Source organism: Shewanella marinintestina (assembly GCF_023283845.1).
GTDB classification, from domain to species: Bacteria; Pseudomonadota; Gammaproteobacteria; order Enterobacterales; family Shewanellaceae; genus Shewanella; species Shewanella marinintestina.
In genome coordinates, this window is sequence record NZ_JAKILC010000008.1 from 86,770 (window position 1) to 107,772 (window position 21,003).

19 protein-coding genes are annotated in these 21,003 nt (G+C 43.1%); 12 read left to right on the top strand and 7 right to left on the bottom strand.

Annotation, left to right across the window (positions count from 1 at the left end; translation table 11 throughout):
* Positions 1–64 precede the first annotated feature (64 nt).
* Positions 65–898 (top strand): MaoC family dehydratase, encoded by an 834-nt coding sequence (locus L2747_RS10875; protein WP_428848518.1) that lies wholly within the window; start codon positions 65–67, stop codon positions 896–898.
* Positions 899–983: 85 nt separating this feature from the next.
* Here the strand turns inward: L2747_RS10875 and L2747_RS10880 are convergent, their stop codons facing one another.
* A complete protein-coding gene (locus L2747_RS10880; protein ID WP_248999057.1) occupies positions 984–1,874 on the bottom strand; it encodes an aldo/keto reductase in 891 nt (296 codons plus the stop codon).
* A 141-nt stretch (positions 1,875–2,015) separates the two neighbouring features.
* Between L2747_RS10880 and L2747_RS10885 the strand changes: the two genes are divergently transcribed.
* Positions 2,016–3,728, top strand: coding sequence for a formate--tetrahydrofolate ligase (locus tag L2747_RS10885; protein ID WP_248999058.1), 1,713 nt, complete (start codon positions 2,016–2,018; stop codon positions 3,726–3,728).
* 69 nt (positions 3,729–3,797) lie between these two features.
* Here the strand turns inward: L2747_RS10885 and L2747_RS10890 are convergent, their stop codons facing one another.
* Complete coding sequence (locus L2747_RS10890; RefSeq protein ID WP_248999059.1) at positions 3,798–5,414, bottom strand: mechanosensitive ion channel family protein; 1,617 nt, start codon at positions 5,412–5,414, stop codon at positions 3,798–3,800.
* Between the two features lie 242 nt (positions 5,415–5,656).
* Here L2747_RS10890 and L2747_RS10895 point away from each other — a divergent pair, with 242 nt between their 5' ends.
* Positions 5,657–5,929 (top strand): hypothetical protein, encoded by a 273-nt coding sequence (locus L2747_RS10895; protein ID WP_248999060.1) that lies wholly within the window; start codon positions 5,657–5,659, stop codon positions 5,927–5,929.
* A 191-nt stretch (positions 5,930–6,120) separates the two neighbouring features.
* Here the strand turns inward: L2747_RS10895 and L2747_RS21420 are convergent, their stop codons facing one another.
* Positions 6,121–6,246, bottom strand: a complete 126-nt coding sequence (locus tag L2747_RS21420; RefSeq protein ID WP_283107261.1) for a hypothetical protein — start codon at positions 6,244–6,246, stop codon at positions 6,121–6,123.
* Between the two features lie 243 nt (positions 6,247–6,489).
* On the opposite strand from L2747_RS21420, the gene L2747_RS10900 reads away from it, so the two are divergent.
* From L2747_RS10900 to rraB, 6 genes are all read left to right on the top strand, one after another.
* Positions 6,490–6,771, top strand: a complete 282-nt coding sequence (locus tag L2747_RS10900; protein WP_248999061.1) for an ABC-type zinc uptake system zinc chaperone — start codon at positions 6,490–6,492, stop codon at positions 6,769–6,771.
* A 78-nt stretch (positions 6,772–6,849) separates the two neighbouring features.
* Complete coding sequence (locus tag L2747_RS10905) at positions 6,850–8,052, top strand: hypothetical protein (protein WP_248999062.1); 1,203 nt, start codon at positions 6,850–6,852, stop codon at positions 8,050–8,052.
* Positions 8,036–8,962, top strand: a complete 927-nt coding sequence (locus L2747_RS10910; RefSeq protein WP_428848515.1) for a metal ABC transporter solute-binding protein, Zn/Mn family — start codon at positions 8,036–8,038, stop codon at positions 8,960–8,962. The genes L2747_RS10905 and L2747_RS10910 overlap by 17 nt, the downstream gene beginning before the upstream one ends.
* A 109-nt stretch (positions 8,963–9,071) precedes the next feature.
* The gene (locus L2747_RS10915) at positions 9,072–9,881 is read left to right on the top strand and encodes a metal ABC transporter permease (protein WP_248999167.1); all 810 of its coding nucleotides are present in this window, start codon (positions 9,072–9,074) and stop codon (positions 9,879–9,881) included.
* 217 nt (positions 9,882–10,098) lie between these two features.
* On the top strand, positions 10,099–10,827 hold the full coding sequence (locus tag L2747_RS10920; protein ID WP_248999063.1) for a 1-acylglycerol-3-phosphate O-acyltransferase: 729 nt from the start codon (positions 10,099–10,101) through the stop codon (positions 10,825–10,827).
* A gap of 29 nt (positions 10,828–10,856) precedes the next feature.
* Positions 10,857–11,267, top strand: a complete 411-nt coding sequence (rraB, locus tag L2747_RS10925) for a ribonuclease E inhibitor RraB (RefSeq protein ID WP_248999064.1) — start codon at positions 10,857–10,859, stop codon at positions 11,265–11,267.
* Between the two features lie 76 nt (positions 11,268–11,343).
* Here rraB and L2747_RS10930 read toward each other — a convergent pair whose 3' ends face one another.
* Both L2747_RS10930 and L2747_RS10935 read right to left on the bottom strand, forming a co-directional pair.
* Positions 11,344–12,315 carry a sensor domain-containing diguanylate cyclase gene (locus L2747_RS10930; protein ID WP_246616068.1) on the bottom strand — a complete coding sequence of 324 codons (972 nt, stop codon included), beginning with the start codon at positions 12,313–12,315 and terminating at the stop codon, positions 11,344–11,346.
* Positions 12,316–12,328: 13 nt separating this feature from the next.
* Positions 12,329–13,324, bottom strand: coding sequence for a response regulator (locus L2747_RS10935; RefSeq protein WP_248999065.1), 996 nt, complete (start codon positions 13,322–13,324; stop codon positions 12,329–12,331).
* 388 nt (positions 13,325–13,712) lie between these two features.
* Here L2747_RS10935 and L2747_RS10940 point away from each other — a divergent pair, with 388 nt between their 5' ends.
* Entirely contained in the window at positions 13,713–14,519 is an 807-nt protein-coding gene (locus L2747_RS10940) for a crotonase/enoyl-CoA hydratase family protein (RefSeq protein ID WP_248999066.1), read from the top strand.
* Between the two features lie 176 nt (positions 14,520–14,695).
* Entirely contained in the window at positions 14,696–15,187 is a 492-nt protein-coding gene (locus tag L2747_RS10945; protein ID WP_248999067.1) for a YqhA family protein, read from the top strand.
* Between the two features lie 46 nt (positions 15,188–15,233).
* Here L2747_RS10945 and L2747_RS10950 read toward each other — a convergent pair whose 3' ends face one another.
* Together L2747_RS10950 and rapA are read right to left on the bottom strand one after the other, a co-directional pair.
* The gene (locus tag L2747_RS10950) at positions 15,234–16,136 is read right to left on the bottom strand and encodes a DUF3530 family protein (protein WP_248999068.1); all 903 of its coding nucleotides are present in this window, start codon (positions 16,134–16,136) and stop codon (positions 15,234–15,236) included.
* A gap of 118 nt (positions 16,137–16,254) precedes the next feature.
* Positions 16,255–19,161 carry an RNA polymerase-associated protein RapA gene (gene rapA, locus L2747_RS10955; protein WP_248999069.1) on the bottom strand — a complete coding sequence of 969 codons (2,907 nt, stop codon included), beginning with the start codon at positions 19,159–19,161 and terminating at the stop codon, positions 16,255–16,257.
* A gap of 341 nt (positions 19,162–19,502) precedes the next feature.
* On the opposite strand from rapA, the gene L2747_RS10960 reads away from it, so the two are divergent.
* Positions 19,503–20,897 carry a PhoH family protein gene (locus tag L2747_RS10960; protein WP_248999070.1) on the top strand — a complete coding sequence of 465 codons (1,395 nt, stop codon included), beginning with the start codon at positions 19,503–19,505 and terminating at the stop codon, positions 20,895–20,897.
* Positions 20,898–21,003: the final 106 nt, after the last annotated feature.

Sequence of the window (21,003 nt, forward strand, 5' to 3'; positions counted from 1 at the left end):
TTCCCGTGTTATTTTGAAGGGTCTTATTGGTTTGAATAAAGAATACAGTATCGATTTAAAGGCGTTGCCGTCACTATTTACGCTTTATCGCAAAATATTTTTTGGGCGTAAGCCTGGCTGGGATGAACTGCCGCTGCCAATGATTAAGATCACCAGCCCGAATGTGACGCTAACGGCTGATAAAGTGACTCAGTACGCTAAAGTGTGTGGCTTTGAGTTTGATGGCAAAACTCTTCCGCCAACTTACTTATATGTAATGGCGTTTAGGTTGCACGCGGTGATTTTTACCCATGAGGCAATAACATTCCCATTGCTAGGAATGATCCATTTAAAGAACAGCATCACCATGTACCGTAGTTGCCAAGTGGATGAGAAGTTCGATATTCAATGTGCGTTAACCACTAGCCGTATGACAGACTCTGGCTTGGAATTTGAACTTGTTTCTAAAGCTTATGTTGAAGGTGAGTTAGTGTGGGAGTCGTTATCGACTTATCTTTACCGTATCGAAGGGAAAACTAAGCGAGTGCGCCCACCTAAAGGCACTGATATGGCATGGGAAGAGCCTGTAAGTTGGAGCTTAGCTGAAGATTTGGGGCGCCGTTATGCTAAGGCTTCTGGTGACTATAACCTGATCCATTTACATCCAGTGATGTCGAAGCGCTTTGGCTTTGATCGTGTACTTGCTCATGGCATGTGGTCGAAAGGACGCTGTATTGCACAGCTAATGCCGAGCATTAGCGACAAACCATGTAAAATTGATGTTGCTTTTAAACTGCCATTATTTATGCCAAGCAATGTGACCTTTGCTGCTGACCAACTTGAAGATAAAACCGTGTTTGAGCTGAGAGATCAAAAAGGTCGACGACCACATTTGAGTGGCGAGATCACTTATCTTTAAAGTGGCTTAGGGTCAAATGAGTTAAGGAAAGGCGCTATTAGCGCCTTTTTTGATCTAAATTTAGCAGTAAGTGTTAACTGTAATTTTAAGGGACACCGTGACCTGTCGATGCTTGCCAAATACTAAACCACTGTTGACGAGTTAAGCTAAGCTCACGTGCTTTCACCGCTGAGATGATGCGTTCAATATTACCACTCCCAATAATAGGGTGAGGCTTACTTGGTAAGGCACGAACCCAAGCATAAATGACTTGGCTTATATTCTCGGCGCCAATTTCATCGGCTATTGTAGCTAAGGTTGCGCGCAGTCTAAGTGATTGTGGATCCTTGGCTGTAAATATATTACCACCACCTAAACATGACCAAGCCATTGGTGCTAGTTGATGTTGCTGGCAATGATCGAGCGTACCGTCATGCAGTGCACTCATATTACTCGGCGATATTTCCACTTGGTTACAAACTAATTTTTGATCGACTCGTGACTGCAGCAGATCAAATTGCTGTGGTGTAAAGTTAGATACACCAAAGTGTCGTACCTTGCCATCTTGTTGCAACTGGTTAAAAGCGGCAGCAACGGCATCAGCATCCATAAGAGGATCAGGTCGGTGAATAAGCAATAAGTCTAGGTAATCAGTCTTTAGCCTTTTAAGCGATGTTTCAGCGCTCGCGACAATATGTTCTGTAGTGGTGTTGTAGTGATTAAGGTAAACATTGGGATTGTTATCTGTGGCTAAACAGATGCCACACTTACTGACTATCTGTATTTTATCGCGCAGCGCAGGAGCTAATGCCAAGGCTTCACCGAATAAGCTTTCACATTGGTAGCCACCATAAATATCGGCATGATCCATAGTGTAAACCCCAAGCTCTAAATAACCTTGGATCAATGCTAAGCGTTGCTGGGGATTCATGTCCCAATCGGCGGTTCGCCAAAAGCCCGCGATAAAATCCGATAGCGGCATTATGCTTTGTTGCATGGTGTTTCCTTACTGACTTTGTTGACGTAGATTCCAAAACGCTAAAATAGCGTTAGCTGACTATTTAACCTATGAGGGAGATCAACTATATTGCCCCCGAAAAGCCTACCCTACATAAAAACAGAACGTGGAACCATTCGAATGCTGTCAGATATTGAAATTTCGCGCCAACATGCTTGTTTACCCATAGTCCAAATTGCTACCGAGTTAGGCTTAAAGCCAGACGAACTCTCTTTACATGGCGCTAATAAAGCCAAAGTATCGTTAAATGTGGCTAAGCGGCTTGCCGATAAAAAAAATGCCAAGCTAGTGATTGTTACGGCGGTAACACCAACTCCTTTTGGTGAGGGTAAAACAGTAACCACTATCGGTTTAACACAGGCGTTAAATTATAACGGTGTTAAAGCATGTGCTTGTATTCGTCAGCCGAGTCTTGGTCCGGTTTTTGGTACTAAAGGGGGCGCTGCTGGTGGCGGTTTTGCTCAAGTAGTACCAATGGAAGAACTTAATTTACACCTCACTGGTGACATTCATGCTGTGAGCAGTGCTCATAACTTGGCAGCAGCAGCAATTGATGCTCGTTTGTTCCATGAGCATCGTTTAGGTGCCGAGACTTTCACCCAAGAGTCTGGCTTAGCAGCGTTAAATATCGACGCTAATAATATTCTTTGGCGTCGTGTAGTTGATCATAATGAGCGCAGTCTTAGAGAAATTAAAGTCGGCTATGGCGCATTTAATGGGCCGGTTCATGATTCCGGTTTTGATATTACTGCAGCATCAGAATTGATGGCGATCTTGGCGTTAAGTCGAGATCTTCACGATCTACGATTACGTATCGGCCGTTTAGTATTGGCACTTAATACACAAGGTGAGCCGATCACCGCTGAAGATCTAGGTGTCGCAGGCGCGATGACTGTGATTATGGCTGATGCGATCGAACCGACGCTAATGCAAACTCTCTCTGGTGACCCGTGCTTTATTCATGCAGGGCCTTTTGCCAACATTGCTCATGGTAACTCGTCAATAATTGCCGATACCATCGCTGCCAAATTGGCTGATGTTGTAGTTACAGAAGCTGGGTTTGGCTCTGATATGGGCTTTGAGAAGTTCAGTAATATCAAAGTTAGAGAATCGGGTTATTCCCCTAGTGCGGCAGTTGTGGTTGTAACGTTAAAGGCGCTAAAAGCCAATAGCGGCATTGAGTCTACAAATGACATTAACCAAGCAGATAGTGCAAGACTAGAGGCTGGTTTTGCGAATTTAGAGTGGCATATTAACAATGTCAGCCAGTATGGCGCACCTGTTGTTGTGGCGATTAACCGCTTCCCAACAGATACCGATGCCGAACTTGAGTGGCTAACTCAGCGTATAGGGCAAACAAAGGCGTTTGGCTGTGAAGTCAGTGAAGCGTTTGCTAAAGGTGCTGAAGGTGCTGCTAAGCTGGCTGATTTGGTTTACCGAGCTACCGAAACCGCATCTGACTTTAAATTGCTTTATAACAATGAGTCGAGCTTAGAAGCTAAGCTTATGACATTAGCCGAAGTCGGTTATGGTGCATCAGGTGTGACATTGTCTGATAAAGCTAAGTCACAGCTAGCTTGGTTAACTGAGCATAACTATAGTGCTCTACCAATTTGTGTTGCTAAAACCCCGATGTCGATTAGTCATGATCCTGATATTAAAGGGATCCCTACAGACTTTGAATTACCGATCACCGAGCTAAGATTAAACGCTGGTGCGGGTTTTGTTACTGCTTTAGTCGGGCAGGTGATGACTATGCCGGGATTGGGAATCAAGCCTGGTTATTTAAACATTGATATTAACGATAACGGCGATATTGTTGGCCTAGCTTAGCTGGGATAGACACTGATACAAAAAAGCCCCGACAACCTAAGTTTTCGGGGCTTTTTTGTTAGCCTAGAATTACTTTTCTAGTGCTGTTTGGTAAATATGTACATCGCGCTGTGGGAACGGAATACTAATACCTTCAGCGTCAAAGCGCATTTTAACGGTACGAGTAATATCCCAGTAAACATCCCAATAATCTTCAGGCTTAGTCCAAGGGCGAACGATAAAGTCGACAGAAGATTCACCAAGCGTGTGAAGCTTGATAGTTGGCTCCGGATCTTTTAGCACTAATGGATGCGCCATTACGATATCACGTAACACTTTTTCAGCGTGCTCGATATCATCGCCATAACCAATACCAAAAGTCAGATCCACACGACGTTGATGCTCAACAGTGATGTTGTTGATTGTATCGCCCCAAATCTTGTTGTTTGGCACAATCAGTCTTTGGTTATCCAGAGTCTTAATTGTGGTTGAAACTAAGCTCATGTGGCTTACACGCCCTGTAACACCACCTGCATTGATCAGATCGCCAACGTCGAATGGACGGTAGACTAAAATCATCATGCCAGATGCGAAGTTAGATAGTGTATCTTGCAATGCAAAACCAATGATCACACCGGCAATACCGAAACCGGCTAGTAACGGTGCAAGTTCAAAACCAAGCTGCGATAAGGCAATCAACAGACCAAGTGCGAATACCACTTTGCCAGATAGCGAGATAAAGAAGTCTTGTAACAGCATGCTAAATTTAAGCTTAGAGTTACTTACAGCCTTTTGAACTACGCGCTTGGCGACTTTACCAATCAAGCTTGAAAGGAATAAGATCAAGCAGAAAATGATCAGCTTGAACATAATACCTGCGCCATTTTCCATAGCCTGCGTTTTAGCAATCGTCATCCATTCAGTCAGCAAGTTACTTGCAACGTCAAAGTTTAATACGTCTTGGGTGATATCACCTGACACACTAAACAATGTTTGCTTGTAAAGGGCTGTGTTTTGACCGTAAGCGTCTAAGATCTCAATAGTTGAGTTTAGGCTGCTTGAGCTTTGATCTAAACGCTCTTTAAGTTCAACAACTAAAGACTTTTGATCTGCGCTAACATCAGCGCCAGCAATTTGCACATCGGCCACAGCTTGGCTTAGACGTTCTTGGTTATAGTAAACAAAGCTATTTAAGTCATCTGCACGAGAAGTTAGTGCCGCAATAAAAGCTTGGGTTTCAGCGTCTACATTGATCCCAGCAGTTTTTGCCCAGGTTAGTAGTTCGTGTTCTGAAGTGAATAATTTGTCTTGCTCACGCTGGATCTGCATTAAACCAAGCATGATCTTGCGATCGCTACCTGGTCCCGCTTCACCCATTAACTCTGCTTTTTGCTTGGCAAAATAAGCTTCTACAGCATTAGTAAAGGCAAGTTGTTTAACAATGTATGGCTTTAAAAAAGCAATATCTGGATTTGTTGTATCCATTTGCTCTTTTAGGGTTTCTTGCAGCAAGCTCGCATTGCGACCAATACGGTACTCAAGAAAGTTCTTAATTTCGCCTTTTGTGCTAGGCAGCGCTTTAACGTCATTATCAATTAATGACTGTATTTTATTCAGGTTATTCGCTAACTCAGTATTCTCTGCTGATGATGCAAAAGAGCAAAAGCACAAAATAATAAGTAAAAGTTTGGGGAGCAAATTTTGCATTTGGTGTTTCCGTTAGTTCCCAGGATCTAGTAATAATATTACGGCTTTTGAAAACTGTCGATTTGTTATTGCTAAACCGAGAAACAAAAGCGTGAATAGCCTGCTAAATCTGCTAAACTTTTGCGCCCCGCTATTGGGTCCCAACATTTTTATAAAGCTGAAAAGAGAGATCTCTAGTGATATGTGCCCATTGTTCTAAATCATTTGCGATAGATAAAATTGAAAACCAAAGAGGCAAAGGCTTGAGTACTGAGATTGAATGTCCTTTTTGTCAGGCGTGGTTAGGCAAAAGTGTCATGTTATCTTGGGTTAAAATTATCAGCTTTTATGCCGCGGTGATTTTATTTGCGTGGAGCTACTTTGATGAGGGTGCTAGAACTGTTGGTGTGCCAGTCGCTATCTTCTCTTCTATGTTGATGCTGGTTGTTCACTTAGTGGATAACTTGAAAGTGACCCAAGCACCAGAAGTTGAAATTGTCGATAATAGCGAGCATTTAAAAAAATACCGCGACTAAAGCTTATTGGTTAGTGTTTTTGGCTGGTAGTTCTGGTGAGTTAAGTTTTGAAATGCAGTAAAGCCTGCAAGTTAGCGTTTAGCATGGCTTAGATTTATGTAAGCAAGCTTAGTCTGTGAGTGGTACTCAGATAACTTTCAGGTAATACAATCTCTGATGGCATAGGGCCATCAGAGAATTAAACTATTAGCTTAATCAATAACTTGAACTTGGGCTTCAAGTGCTGCTTCTACGTAATAAATTCCACCCAGTATTGCAACAAAAAACAGCGTAGTCATGATGATAAGCTTTAGGTTTGAGCGAATAAATTCAAGCATGATAATTGCGCCTTTTAATAGATAAACTCTTGTCAAATATCGCTATGATACCTGTTCATGCTAGCAATATTAGTGTTTAGAGCTTAAGTCAGTATTAAATGCCATTCAAGTTTCAGTGATCCTAATCACAAACACTTTGTAACGCTTTGAGTCGATGCTTTAACACGATCAGGACTTGACTTCATTTGTCAGCCCAATACACTTGTCGACGTTTTAACACATAAGGTTAACACTGTGATTCGAATGAGTAGCGTAAAGCAGAAACTGGTAATGGGGCTTCTAGCCGTATTCCTGTGCCTGTCATTTGCAGCGTCCGCTCATAGTCTGAGTCATTTGGACGATGGCGCTAAAAACCATTGTACTCTGTGTTATCACCAACACCAGGTCAATAACCTGTTGCCTAGTTGTGATTTAACCATTGCTATTGAGCGTCAGGAAGTTGAGAGACAAGAGTACATCCTCCCAACGTCTTACTCACGTCATGTGAGTTTTTTCAATAGCCGCGCCCCTCCAGCATCAGCGTAACTCTTCATACCAAACAATAATTAAGAATTTTTTAAAGTATTCCCATGGGGAAGGCTTAGCTGTATTTCGGAGAAAAAAATGACTATTTCAACTATGCGTCTTTCTGGCGTAGCAGCGGCGTGCGCACTTATTTCAACTCAGGCGTTAGCGAGTGATCCTACATTAACTAACCCGGCAATTAGTGCGGTGTTAGATGGCTACTATCAAAGTGGTGAACGACCGATGTCAGAACGAGTTGAAGGATTTGGTCTAGGCCATACTGAACTTGCGTTAAGTGCCAATATTGATGACATGTTTTACGGTAAGTTAACTGCTGTTGTGGAGATGCATGATGGTGAAACTGAGATTGGATTAGAAGAAGCCTTTATTCAAACTTTAGCCATGCCTGGTGGGTTGTCTATACGTGCCGGTCGTTTCTTGTCAGATATTGGTTACCTAAATAACCAACATGTACATACAGACTCATTTTCAGACCGCCCTGCAGCATACCGTGCCTTTTTAGGTAGCCATTACTTTGATGATGGTGTGCGTTTTAGCTATGTCGCACCAACGGATCTATATTGGACCATGGGTGTAGAAGCCTTTAAAGGTGACAACATGCGTGCAGCAGATGAGCACGGTGAGCGCGATTATGAAAATATTGGCGTGTATACCGCATTTACTAAGCTAGGTGGTGATGTAGGTGATAATGGTTCATGGCAGGCAGGCTTAAGTTACTTGCGTAACGAAAATGGCCGAATGACTGCAGATGAGCACGATCATTCTGAGCCAGAAGGCCATGAAGATCATGGTCACGACCATAGTCACAGTGCACAGTACACAGGTGAAAATACCTATGTAGCTGACTTTGTTTATAAGTGGGCACCTAATGGTAATTACAAATACCAACACCTAACCTTAAGCGGTGAATATTTTCGTGTGACAGACTTTCAGCCACTGGAAGAGCACCATGATGAACATGAAGAACATGGCCATGATGAAGAGGGTAAAGATTACCAAGACGGTTGGTACTTAAGCAGTGTTTATCAGTTCTCACCACATTGGTCTGCAGGTGTTCGCTATGGTCAAGTTGATACCCAAATGATGCATGGCGATCATTTTGATCCACAAAAGTTGAAAGAGACTGAAGTGAGTCTTGCTTGGCACCACAGTCACTTTTCTACTGTGCGTCTGCAATACACCAATCAGCAGGGTACGAACTTTGATGGCTTCGAAGATGACAACATCATCACTCTACAATATGTCATGACTCTGGGGGCTCACGGTGCGCATCAATTCTAAGCAGTTTTTATCAAAAGGCGTTAAGGCGTTAACATTAGCGTTAACCATGGGCGTGGCTAATAACGCCGCAGCCGAGTTAAACATTTTTGCTTGTGAACCGGAATATGCGGCATTGGCAAAAGAGTTGGCTCCTGATGCGAAGATCTATTCGGCTACTACTGCGATGCAAGATCCGCATCAAGTCCAGGCTCGTCCGAGTCTTATTGCTAAGATGCGCCAAGCGGATCTAGCTATTTGTGCGGGTGCAGACTTAGAGGTGGGTTGGTTGCCAATGTTACAGATGAAGTCTGCTAACGCTAAAGTGCGCTCAACCGACCAAGGTTTATTTTTTGCAGCAGAGCAAATTGAAACGTTAGATCAATTAACTTCAGTTGACCGCTCTATGGGTGATGTACACGCAAAGGGTAACCCGCATCTACACTTCGATCCGGTTCGCATGTTAGATGTTGCTAAGGCGCTAACAAATAAGATGATCCAGTTAGATCCACAAGCTGAATCTGAATATGAAGCGGCTTTGGTAAGCTTTAGTCAGCGTTGGCAAGCAGCGATCCCTAACTGGGAAGCGAAAGCTAAGCCGCTACAAGGTAGCAAGGTGATTGCGTATCATTCTAGCTTTAAATATCTCTTTAATTGGATAGGCATAGAGCAAGTTGCTGATCTAGAGCCAAAGCCTGGGATCCCACCAAGCAGCTCACATTTAGCCAGCTTATTGAGCCGGACTAAGCAAGGAGATATTTTAGCGATTGTCATCGCCTCGTATCAAAGTGAACGTGGTGCAGAGTGGCTAGCTGAGCGCTCAGATCTACCTGTGTTGGTATTGCCAATGTCTGTAGGAGGAAACGATCAGAGCGTTGATCTATTTAGCCTATATGATAGTGCAATCGATATGCTGTTGAGCGCTAAAAACTAGCTTTTGCTACTCATGTAATCTGGCCTTAAATGTCAGATTACATGCCCCTAGGACGGAGCCAATGGACGGGCTTCGTCCTGGTTTTCTTCATTTTGATAAGAGTCTAGTTATGTTTGATCTCGATCTGCTGTCTATCTTGTTTCCTGCTTTTGTAGCGGGCGTCCTAGTGCTATCGACTCATGTGGTTCTTGGGCAACAGGTATTAAAGCGCGGTATTATTTTTATCGATTTAGCCATTGCGCAAGTTGCTGCATTGGGCGCCATCGTTGGTCATTTGAATCATGATATTGAAGCTTTGCCATTTTCAAATGTGTGGATGCCTGCAATATTTGCTATAGCAGGTGCTGGTTTTATTGCTTGGTTATCCAAACGTATGGCTGATGAGTTAGAGGCGATCATTGGTTGCTTCTATGTACTTGCTGCTGTGGCCGCTATGTTATTACTGTCTAATGATCCCCATGGCGCAGAAATGCTCAAAGAGCTGATGTCTGGGCAAATCTTATGGGTGAGTTGGAGCCAGTTAATTTTACCTGCTTGTCTTTATATCGCGATTTTGGCGGCATTGATTTATAAGCCTGAGCTACTTAGCGGTCGCGCTTTTTATCTGATCTTTGCCATTGTCATTACCTTATCGGTAGAGCTCGTAGGTGTGTATTTAGTATTTAGTAGCTTGATTCTCCCAGCATTGGCCGTAAATCATTTTTATGGACGCTATAAATTGTTTTGGGCCTATGCAGTTGGTTTGGTTGGTTATATTGCAGGTTTGGTGTTGTCGGCGAGTTTAGATTTGCCAAGCGGAGCCGCAATTGTGTCGACTTTAGCTTTAAGTGCCATCGGCTTTAGGTTTATTTTGAGTCTAAATAAGCAATCAGTGAAGACTCATGGCGCTATAAGTAAGCAAAGTCCGCCGCAGGTCTGACCTTGCGTCGATAGGAACTACGCTAAAATCTCCCAAAATTTGTAAGTGTTTAAAGTTCATTTAAGTCACTTGGGCTAAAGTTGCGCGGAATTAGGTTTGTTTGGCTTATATTCAGGCTACACGTGTAAACTAATGTTCATTGACATAAGTCGTATTTATATTGAGTCGCACTTACTTGGTGGCTATACTGGCGCCAATTAAATCGCGGGAGATTATTGTGCTGTTAATCCTTAGATGTTTGATCCTGTCAGTTATGCTGATATTAGCCTTTTTTATTGGTGGCTTAGCTTGTATTTTACGTCCTCGTCATCGCGATAACGTACATATGTTCGCCAAAGTATTTTCTTGGGCGGCGCCAGTGTTAGGCATAAAAGTTATTGTGCGTAACTCGGAAAAGCAAACGGGTAAACCTTGTGTGTTTTTGGCTAATCACCAAAACAACTTTGATATGTTTACTCATACTGCTGCAGTGCCAAAAGGAACCGTTAGTTTAGGTAAAAAGAGCCTAGCGTGGATGCCTTTATTTGGGCAGATTTATTGGTTGTCGGGTAACATCCTGATTGATCGTAAAAATCGTAGCAAAGCTTTTGATACCATGGCCGCTACGGCGCGCAAGATTAAAGATAAATGCCTGTCAGTGTGGATTTTCCCAGAGGGAACGCGTTCACGCGGTAAAGGTTTATTACCGTTTAAAGCGGGTGCCTTCTATACTGCGATAGCAGCTGGAGTTCCTATGGTGCCAGTGCTTGCTTCAAATCAAGGTCATATTAAGCTAAACCGTTGGAACAACGGAGTAGTGATTATTGAAATGATGGAGCCAATTGACACAACGGGTATCGATAAAACGCAGGTGAAAGAGCTTTCTAAGCGAATTCATAGCATGATGTCGGAAAAATTATCTCAGTTGAACCAAGAAGCTTCTGCATTAATGACTAAAGCGGTATAATCGGTCGCGAAATTTTTGAGGAGTCATCGATGTCTATTGAACGTCAGTTAAACGAACAGAAACAAGAAAACAGTGAAATCGTTGAAGCGATTCTTGCGGATGGTTCATTACCAGATGCCGAGTATACGATTGAGCATCACTTTTCATCGACCAACTTTGATCGTTTAGAAAAGGCGGCTGTAGATGCATTTAAGCTTGGCTATGAAGTCAATGATGCAGAAGAGATGGAGCTAGAAGATGGCTCAGTGATCTACTGTTTTGATGCTGTTGCAAGCCATCAGCTAGATACAGCTTTGCTAGATGAAGCGTGTGAAAAAATGATCACACTTGCTGCTAAGCAAAAGATTGATTACGACGGTTGGGGCACATATTTCATCGACGAAAATGGCGAAGAAGTCAGAGATGACGATGAATATGATGACGAAGAGCCGCTACACTAATACTAATTGCTAGTGTCTGATATTCATAAAAATGCCCATCAATAGATGGGCATTTTTATATGGATTATACTGTTGGCTACTGTTGAGTCACACTGCAGTTACGGCCAGATTCTTTAGCTTGGTATAGCGCCTGGTCGGCTTGAGCTAACCAAATATCACTATCTGTCATATCAGGTTTTATATCGCAGATCCCCAAACTGATAGTCACTTTAATCAACTGCTCTTCATACATAATCTCAGATTGTTCAATCTTCTTACGTAAGCGCTCAGCAAAGAACAAGGCATTAGCTGCAGGCGTATTCGCGAGTATCACTCCAAACTCTTCACCGCCATAACGTCCAGCACAATCGGTTTCACGCAGTGACTTTTTAATAATGTGTGATACATTTTGAATGACCCTGTCACCAGCCTGATGACCATAGGTGTCGTTTATTGCTTTAAAGTGATCGATATCGAGCATAACTAAGCTGGTTTCACTGCCATAGCGGGCATAGCGGTCAAACTCTTTTTGTAAGCAGTGTTCCCAGTGGCGGCGATTATAGAGCTGACTTAATCCATCGACTTGGCTCAGGTATTCTAAGCGTTCGTTTGCTGATTTTAGTTGGAGCTTATTGATAGCTACATCAGTTACATCATACACAATCATGCTGATATGAGTGATCTCACCCGTTAGCGATGATAACGGCAATAAGGTGACATTTTGGTACATGAAGTCCGCTCTACCGGTTATTGGACGGTAGTTTTTAAACTGGAAAATAAAAGGTCGTTGTTCCCAGCTAATAAAAGCACGGTTTTCCAGTAGGTAGACCGACTCCATTTTTTGTTTTAGCCATTTAGCAGGTAGATAATCAAACTGTTCAAACAGATTTTTACCCTTAATTGAATTTGGGCTTACACCACTGTGGTTTTCCATAAAACCATTCCACAGCTGAATGTTAAAGTCACGATCGAGTACCACTAAACCTACTTCTATGGTCTGTACCATATCGATTAGCCAGTGGAGTTCGTTCATCGCACTGTTGTCTGCTGCTTTCTGATCTGTTGCCATCCTAATATCCATTTTAATCTAGCAAGTAGCCGAGTTTGTTGTTGAGTGTAGGCAAAGAATCTTCTGTAAATAGCAGCAAAAGATCGCACTGAATATCGTGATCCTCAATGCTGTAGTTGATCTCCATCGCCAGTGTACGACTCCATTTATCAGAGTTCTCGCTGATCAGGTGATTGACACTGCAGTGCCTACCTAAAATCACTGGATGGCTCTGGCTAAACTTCATATGAAGTTGTTCAGAGATCCCATTGAGAAAGGCGCCAATAAGCACATTGGCTGTATCGATCATCACTTCTAGTTCAGTTTCTTCATCTTCAGGGTTTTCAAGCTTCATCAGCTTAGCCATATCCTGAAATGATGAGTCATGGAACAAGAGTAGCGCTTCACCAGCAACGCCTGCACCAATAAAGCCTTGGCAAAGTGCCGATACGGTACCGTAATCCTCGGTGGCTTTAAGGGTCATCGTTAGCTCGCTGACTTCGAGCACATTGACGTTAGGAATAGGAAGTTTAACAAAAACGTTTAAGAGTTTAGCTAGCAGGTCTGCAGCGCGACCCATGGCAACGTTAGCCACTTCTTGGCAAGCATCACGTAGGTCGACTTCAATCATAGGTGCTTGTTGCTCTAAGCCACCAAGCGCTAATTCTAAGATGCCGTATTCTTGTAAAATGTGACTAATGGCGTCGGCACTGACAGGCTTTTGAATAAAGTCGAGTGCACCTAGGCCTTTTACTCGCTCATGAGCTTTAATTTGAATATCGCCAGACACCACAATAACCAGAGCGGGAAGATCTTCTCTTTGAATGGCTTCAAGAACTTGGTAACCGTCCATAACTGGCATATTTAGGTCCAGAAACACCACTTCGCCTTTACCTTCGCGAATTGCTTCTATTCCTTCGAGGCCATTGGTAGCGTATGTGATCTCAACATCCCAATCTTTAGGGAGCGTGCGCGCCATCTGTTTTCTGGCTAGCGCCGAATCATCACAAATTAATATCGGGAGCGGCATTATTGTTGTTCTTTCCTATTATCCATCAATTTCTTTATTTTCAGGACCATATAATTAGCGCTTAATTACATGGTCATTGAAGTCCTTATCACCATTTTTAACCAGCAGCTCGCCGCTGCAATACATTAAGATGAATTGCAGTCGAGAATCCTTGGCTAATGCCTTCGAAAAGAGATCGTTCTAGGTAGCTTCCATGACGTCATCCTTATGAGAAGGTGACGCGCTACGGCCCGATTATTAATTATCATCTAACTAATAGAAAGGCATATTTTGTGACAGTAAAATGACGATCGTCATTAATCCCGCACATGTTATAGGTATTAACCAAATATTCCAAATGTGTTAACTTGCAATCTGGACAGACCACTTGGCAAGAAAGGATGCGAAAATGACTGATGATTTAGTTGCTGTAACCCAAAAAAATGGTATTGCTTATGTAAGTCTAAATCGACCTAAAAAGTATAATGCACTGAATTATAAACTTTTTAAGAAGATCGACCTTTGCATAAAAAACTTGGCCAAAGATAAATCTTTGACTGCAGTGGTGCTTTTCGGTGCAGGCGGTAATTTTAGCTCAGGTTTAGACGTAAAAAGTGTGATGAGTTCGCCATTAGACGCAGTCAATCTATTATTTAAGTGGCTGCCGGGCAACGCAAATCTTGCACAGCGTGTGTCTATTGGTTGGCGACGATTACCTGTTCCAGTTATCGCTGTAATGGAAGGGATTTGTTATGGCGGTGGCATGCAGATTGTTTTGGGAGCCGACTTTAGAATCGCCTCCCCAGATTGCAAAATGTCGATTATGGAAGCCAAATGGGGGCTGGTACCTGATATGGCAGGTTTAGCCGGATTAAGGGAGTTAATGCCAAAGGATCAGGCGCTTATGCTAACTATGTCTGCAGATATTTTATCTGCAGATCAAGCTTTAAGACTTAATTTAATCACGGCTATCGAGCAAGATCCGATGGCAGCAGCAACGGCTCTCGCGACTAAGTTATCGCAAACATCCCCAGATGCTAATGCAGCAATTAAAGCGAGCATTAACAAAAACTGGTCCGCATCTATTAGGCAGTTACTCAGGCGTGAGTCTTGGTATCAAGTGCGTTTATTACTTGGAAAAAATCGTGTTATCGCGGCTATACGCCAAGCTAAAAATGCTGAAAAATCTTATAAAAAAAGACAATCTGGTTGGTAATTTAAGCGAAACGGTTAAAGTGTGAGCTGCGTCACAAAGGCTTGTTATTTATATGTGGTTGGGCAGCGCTTCTTTTACACTCCGCTCCATTCTAAAAAATCGGTAGCAGCACTCTGATCTTGCTAGCGATTATTACTATATCAACTAAAACTTAATTAATGGGACCCCTGATACTCATGCGTGAACTTTTTGAACGTTTTCTCTGGAGCAGCCGTTTATCGGTAATGTTTGGTGTGTTGTCTTGCATCGTTGCCGCTTTTGTTGTCTTTGCTATGGGGCTCAGAGATGTCGTGCATATGATTGAGTTGATCATGGGCTATATATTCAGCGGCAGCCATGCTGTACGTAATGATCTGGTTATGGTAGTGGTTGAGATCTTAGATACCTTTTTATTAGGTGCTGTATTACTTATTTTTGCATTTGGTTTATATGAACTGTTTATTAATAATCTGAAAGGCGCGAGTAAGAGCGATGCTGGCGGTAAGATTTTGATTATTAGTAGTATTGACTCGCTAAAGAGTAAGCTTGGTAAAGTGATTCTAATGATGCTGATCATCAAGGTGTTTTCTTTCTTCACTGAAATGAAGCCTACTTCGATGTTAGAGCTGCTTTATATGGGGATTACTGTTGTGCTCATTGCTGGTGCGTTGAAGCTTAGTAAAGATTAGTCTGTAGTTGCTGAACTGACTTAGCTGCATGCTCGTAATATGAAGCCTATCCATTCGGATAGGCTTTATTGATCCTAGCGGCAAAGCCTTTAATTAGATAAAGCGTGTTATCCCAAGACATCGGCTGTGATAGGTCTAGTGCTAAAATCTGCTGGCTATAGCGGTTAGGAGCATTTTTAGGCGCTAAGTTCAACCTTTGAGGTTGAGTTGCAAGTGACTCACTGCTGCCATCACTTGATTGTAGATCCAGCACTGGCATGGTTAAGCTGGTTAGTTTCTTAGCCAGTTGTTTATTGATTGTGTCGATATCACTGTAAGGATTGATGACCACAAATACGTTAGGCGAGGGAAGGCGGTTTTCCTTAAGTAATCCGGCAACTAAATTAGCGCTCTCCCCAAAGGCGATAATCATTCGTTTACCACTATAGTCTTTGCCCAAACTGTCTAGTTGCATCATGGAGTTGAGCATAAAATCGTGCTGCTTTTGCTGGATTTTAGCCAGTTCTTCATCACTATAATCTGGTGTTTCTTGGTCAGCCAACAGAGTGTGCTCTTGCTCACCGGCTTTAGTTATTTCATCAGCTTTAGTCGCAAAATAAGCGGGCTGACTTAAACTCGCAGGAGTTAATGCTAGCGTTGCCCAACCGGAATGGTTGAGTTGATGGCGTAGATAGTTTGCTGCGCCTGGCGCATCGGCGCGCTGAGAGAAGTCAGGAACGATGATCGCTAACCCATGTTTGGCTTTGCCTAGCCATGGTCTGAGTAAAGCAGGGATCTCTTGGCCATTAACTTGTAGTTGTTTGATTTCGTTTGCTGGTAAATAGTGGTAATTATCCGTGGTCAGCTCTGCAGTGAAAGCGCTCGTGGAGTAGAAGATAGCCCCTGCAAATGCACTCATACTTAATGTCATTAAAGCAAAGCGCTGGAATAAAAAAATAGAAAACTTCATCTTGGCAAACAACCTTTTATACCTACGACATAGATGACGGTAAGCGCAACAGTATATACGTTTAGCAGGTATAAAAAAGCCCTGACAAGTCAGGGCTTTTCGATTTGTATCAGCTTAATTAAGCGTGGCTAACTAATACCAATCTAATTGCATCAAGCTGTAGCTTGCTGCTGTCTAAATAACGGTTTAGCTCACCCATCTGCTCGCTTAAGTGACTAAGTTCTTCCTCACGAATGTTAGGGTTAACCGCTTTAAGTGCTTTTAAGCGCTCAAGCTCGCCTGACAGCTGGCTAGTCATCTTTTCACGTGCGCATTCAGTAAGCGTATGTAGCTCTGCATTGGCAAAGGCTTCAGCTTTAGAGAATAACGGATGCAAGATTGCTTGCGAGGCATTAACTAGCTTACTCGCGATATGACGGTTCACCGCACTCAACTGCTTGTTAAAGCTCTCGTAAGTCACGTTGTCAGATAGGTTATTACCGTTCTTATCTAGCAACACACGAATAGGTGTTGGTGGTAAGTAGCGGTATAGCTGACTTGACTTAGGTGCAGATGCATCGGCTAGGTAAATAAGCTCTAAGAACACAGTACCAGCAGGTAATGCCTTATTCTTCAGTACCGCAACGCTTGTCGTACCGGTTTCAGATGAGGTGATTAAGTCTAGACCCGTTTGTACCAATGGATGCTCTTGGGTGATCAACGCGATATCATCACGAGACAATGCCATGTCACGGTCAAATGTTACGGTAATACCGTCTTCTGGTAACCCTGGGTATGTTGGGAACATCATGTGTTCGCTTGGATGCAAGACAATCGCGTTTTCGCCGCTATCTTCTTGCTCAACACCAATAATGTCCCATAGGCGAATCACCGAGCCAATTAGCTGAGTATCTTCATCTTTTTCCGCCAGGCTTTGTACTAGCTTGTTAGCACGCTCACCACCGTGAGAATTGATCTCAAGCAGTTTGTCACGGCCTTGCTCCATCGCCAGTTTAAGCTCTTGATAACGGGTCTTAGTATTATCAAGTAAGCTCGCTAGGGTCTCTTCATCATTATTCAACAAGGTTTCTAGTAATTCACCAGAAAACTCGTTAAATAGAATGTGACCACTTGGGCAAGTACATTCAAAGGCGTTTAAGCCTTGGTGATACCACTCAGTTAATCTTTCTTGTGCGGTATTAGCCAAGTAAGGCAGGTGGATCTCAACATCGTTCTTCTGACCGATACGATCCAAACGACCAATACGTTGCTCTAGAAGATCTGGGTTTAACGGTAGATCGAACAATACTAGGTTACTAGCAAACTGGAAGTTACGACCTTCTGAGCCGATTTCACTACAGATCAGCGCCTGTGCTCCACCGGTTTCTTGAGCAAAGTAAGCGCCAGCTTTATCGCGCTCGATAATCGACATGCCTTCGTGGAAAACAGTCGCTTGAATACCTTCACGGGTGCGTAGTGCTTCTTCTAGGCTTAGAGCCGTTTCAGCTTGGCTCGCAATAATCAGCACTTTCTTGCTGCGGTTGTTCTTTAGGAAATCAATTAGCCAGTCAACACGTGGATCGAACTTCCACCATGCAGCACTGCCGCTATCGAAATCTTGGTAGATCTTCTCTGGGCTAAGCACTTGGCGAACTTTAGCATTAGTATCTAAATGCTTGTTCATCATCGAGCTAACGCGGTAAGCAGTCACATACTGCTCAGGCATTTTTTGCGGATGTGTGTGCAAAATACGCTGCGGGAAGCCTTTTACAGATGCACGACTATTACGGTATAGCACGCGGCCAGTACCATGGCGATCAAGCAAGTCTTGCAATAAGCCATCGCGGGCTTGGAAGCGGCTGTCGGCATCCGCAGACTCATCTTGAATTAATTCAATGTTAGCGCTGATGTCTTTTTCAGATAAAAGACCCGTTAAGCTAGCAATTGCTTCAGCAGATAACTGCTCACCTGAGGCTAGGGCGTCCGCAGCAGTTGCAACGTCTTTGTAGCTGTCTTCTTCTTTTAAGAAAGCTTCATAGTCGTAGAAACGATCTGGATCCAGTAGTCGCAGACGCGCAAAGTGGCTCTGGTGACCTAATTGATCTGGGGTTGCAGTAAGCAATAGTACGCCAGGGATCTCTTCACTCAATGCTTCAACAATTTGGTAAGCACGGCTTGGCGCTTCTTCAGACCATTCTAAGTGGTGCGCTTCATCAACAACCATTAGATCCCAATCAGCATCTAAGGCTTGATCTAAACGGCGTTTTTTACGCAGTAGATCTAATGAACAAATCACTAGCTGCTCAGTATAGAATGGGTTGTCATGATCAGCATAAGCTTCAACACAACGGTCTTCATCGAATACTGAGAAGCGCAGGTTAAAGCGGCGTAGCATTTCGACTAACCACTGGTGGCGAAGTGTGTCTGGCACGATAACCAAAATACGCTCAGCACGGCCCGTTAGTAGCTGCTGGTGGATAATCAAACCGGCTTCGATAGTTTTACCTAAACCCACTTCATCGGCTAGCAATACGCGCGGTGCAAAACGCTGACCTACTTCGTGAGCAATCCACTGCTGATGCGGGATCAGTCCTACTCGTGGCCCTTGCAGTCCTAACAAGTCTGATGTGGCTAGCTTATTGCGAAGCTGCTGACATTGGTAACGCACATTAAATCTATCTAGACGATCGATTTGACCGGCAAATAAACGGTCTTGTGGTTTATTGAAACGAATGTTGTGATTAAGCAAAGTTTCGCGCAGGCTAACTTGCTCACCGGTTTCGTTATGAGTGCCGTGGTAAATAATCAGTGAATCTTTTTCTTCAACTTCAGTGACTGTAAGACTCCACTCTTCGTGGCTCTCGATACTGTCGCCTGGATTGTAGATAACACGTGTAAGCGGGGCTTCGGTGCGAGAAAACAATCTATTTTCGCCAGTGGCTGGGAAAAGTACGGTCACCATGCGACCTTCAACTCCAACAACGGTACCTAAACCTAATTCTGATTCAGTGTCACTGATCCAACGTTGACCTAAGGAAAACGGCATTTAAAACTCTCATATACTGGGTGAATCACAAGGGGCGCGTATGTTATACCAATCGCGAGCATATTGAAAATTGAACCCGCTAATATTCGCCTTAATCTGAAATAATAGTGTACTAAATAATCAGTTGCTCTGAAGTATTTTTTTGTGTCATGCCTTTGTCATATCGCCGCTATATCAATGGTTGTCTGTTGAAGATACAAAAACAGGTTTAAAAAATTACATAGAACATTGAAGCGTACGGTTATTGGTGGCAGTATAAAGTTAACGTTAACAAATTTATAACCAATAAAAGGAGCTGGGCATATCTTGTAATTGACTACTAATGCACAATTGGAGGCGCCATGGAACAAAACGACAGAAAGTTGTTTGTACTGGATACCAACGTATTACTGCATGAACCTTTAGCGATTTATTCCTTTAAGGAACATGACGTAGTCGTACCAATGACAGTTCTTGAAGAACTGGACCTGATTAAAGATAGAAAACGAGACGTCAGCCGTGATGCTCGAGTCGCGATTAGAGCATTAGAAGATATATTGGGTGGCCAAACTACCCCTGAGCAAATTGTCCAAGGCGTGCCACTACCGAGTCGAGAAGGTCAAGGCGAGGTATCGGGTTCACTCTCTATTTTCCCCGACCATCAAATCGAATTCACCATCGGCAGCATGCCTGGTGACAATAACGATAACCGCATTATTAACACCGCGTTACACCTGCAGCAATTGCACCAACCTCGTAGAGTCGTACTTGTTACTAAAGATATTAATATGCGCCTAAAAGCTAAAGGTGCGGGTATCGAGCAAGTTGAAGACTATCGAACCGATCAGTTAATCGATGATATTCGCTTTCTGACCAAAGGTTTTCATCGTATCGAAGGTGACTTTTGGGCACATACCGATGACGTAACGACTGAAAGTGATGGTCGTCATACAGTGCATAGTGTGCCACTCGAAAAGCTTGGCGATGATATGTTCTACACCAATCAATACCTGTTGGATGAAGGTAGTGAGTTCTGTGGTCGTATTATTGAAAAAACGCCGACAGAGCTTAAGTTTCTAGATTTAGGCCAAGAACGATTGCTCAATCTTGAGGCTTGGGGGATTAGGCCAAAGAATATTTATCAGGGTATGGCAATGCAAGCGCTGTTGGATCCAGACATTGATCTGGTTATTTTAACTGGCCCCGCAGGTTGTGGTAAAACTTTGCTCGCGATGGCCGCGGCGCTTGAATTGGTGGTTGAGCAAGGTAAGTATGAAAAAGTCATCGTTACCCGTAATACCCCTGAGATTGCCGAGTCGATTGGTTTCTTGCCGGGTACCGAAGAGGAGAAGATGGCACCTTGGTTAGCAGCGATTACCGATACCCTTGAAGTGCTGCATAAGAATGACGTCAATCCTAGTGGTAGCATGAACTACATTATGGATAAGGCTAACATTCAGTTTAAGTCGATTAACTTTATGCGTGGTCGTTCGATTCAAAACTCAGTTGTATTGCTCGATGAGTGCCAAAACTTAACCGCGTCACAGATCAAAACCATGATCACGCGTATGGGTGAGGGCACTAAGTTGATTTGTAGTGGTAACTTGGCGCAAATTGACTCCAACTACCTCACCGCAGTGACCTCTGGATTGACCTATATTGTCGAACGTTTTAAAGATTTTGATGGCAGTGCAAATGTCTATTTAAATGGAGTTGTACGTTCACGTTTAGCTGAGTTTGCAGAAGAAAACCTTTAAGCCATTCTGTTTAAATTAACAAAATATTTAGGCCTCACTTAGTATGAGGCCTTTTTTAACTTTTAAGTTACATTTTTAAGCTATTATTGAAAGCTATCTTACTGAT

Excerpts from the sequence above, each read along its gene's own strand:
- L2747_RS10905 (WP_248999062.1), top strand. The coding sequence starts at position 6,850 with ATGACTATTTCAACTATGCGTCTTTCTGGCGTAGCAGCGGCGTGCGCA.
- L2747_RS10900 (WP_248999061.1), top strand. The coding sequence starts at position 6,490 with ATGAGTAGCGTAAAGCAGAAACTGGTAATGGGGCTTCTAGCCGTATTC.
- rapA (WP_248999069.1), bottom strand. The coding sequence starts at position 19,161 with ATGCCGTTTTCCTTAGGTCAACGTTGGATCAGTGACACTGAATCAGAA.
- L2747_RS10950 (WP_248999068.1), bottom strand. The coding sequence starts at position 16,136 with ATGAAGTTTTCTATTTTTTTATTCCAGCGCTTTGCTTTAATGACATTA.
- L2747_RS10880 (WP_248999057.1), bottom strand. The coding sequence starts at position 1,874 with ATGCAACAAAGCATAATGCCGCTATCGGATTTTATCGCGGGCTTTTGG.
- L2747_RS21420 (WP_283107261.1), bottom strand. The coding sequence starts at position 6,246 with ATGCTTGAATTTATTCGCTCAAACCTAAAGCTTATCATCATGACTACG.
- L2747_RS10945 (WP_248999067.1), top strand. The coding sequence starts at position 14,696 with ATGCGTGAACTTTTTGAACGTTTTCTCTGGAGCAGCCGTTTATCGGTA.
- rraB (WP_248999064.1), top strand. The coding sequence starts at position 10,857 with ATGTCTATTGAACGTCAGTTAAACGAACAGAAACAAGAAAACAGTGAA.
- L2747_RS10940 (WP_248999066.1), top strand. The coding sequence starts at position 13,713 with ATGACTGATGATTTAGTTGCTGTAACCCAAAAAAATGGTATTGCTTAT.
- L2747_RS10930 (WP_246616068.1), bottom strand. The coding sequence starts at position 12,315 with ATGGCAACAGATCAGAAAGCAGCAGACAACAGTGCGATGAACGAACTC.
- L2747_RS10885 (WP_248999058.1), top strand. The coding sequence starts at position 2,016 with ATGCTGTCAGATATTGAAATTTCGCGCCAACATGCTTGTTTACCCATA.
- L2747_RS10915 (WP_248999167.1), top strand. The coding sequence starts at position 9,072 with ATGTTTGATCTCGATCTGCTGTCTATCTTGTTTCCTGCTTTTGTAGCG.
- L2747_RS10935 (WP_248999065.1), bottom strand. The coding sequence starts at position 13,324 with ATGCCGCTCCCGATATTAATTTGTGATGATTCGGCGCTAGCCAGAAAA.
- L2747_RS10960 (WP_248999070.1), top strand. The coding sequence starts at position 19,503 with ATGGAACAAAACGACAGAAAGTTGTTTGTACTGGATACCAACGTATTA.
- L2747_RS10890 (WP_248999059.1), bottom strand. The coding sequence starts at position 5,414 with ATGCAAAATTTGCTCCCCAAACTTTTACTTATTATTTTGTGCTTTTGC.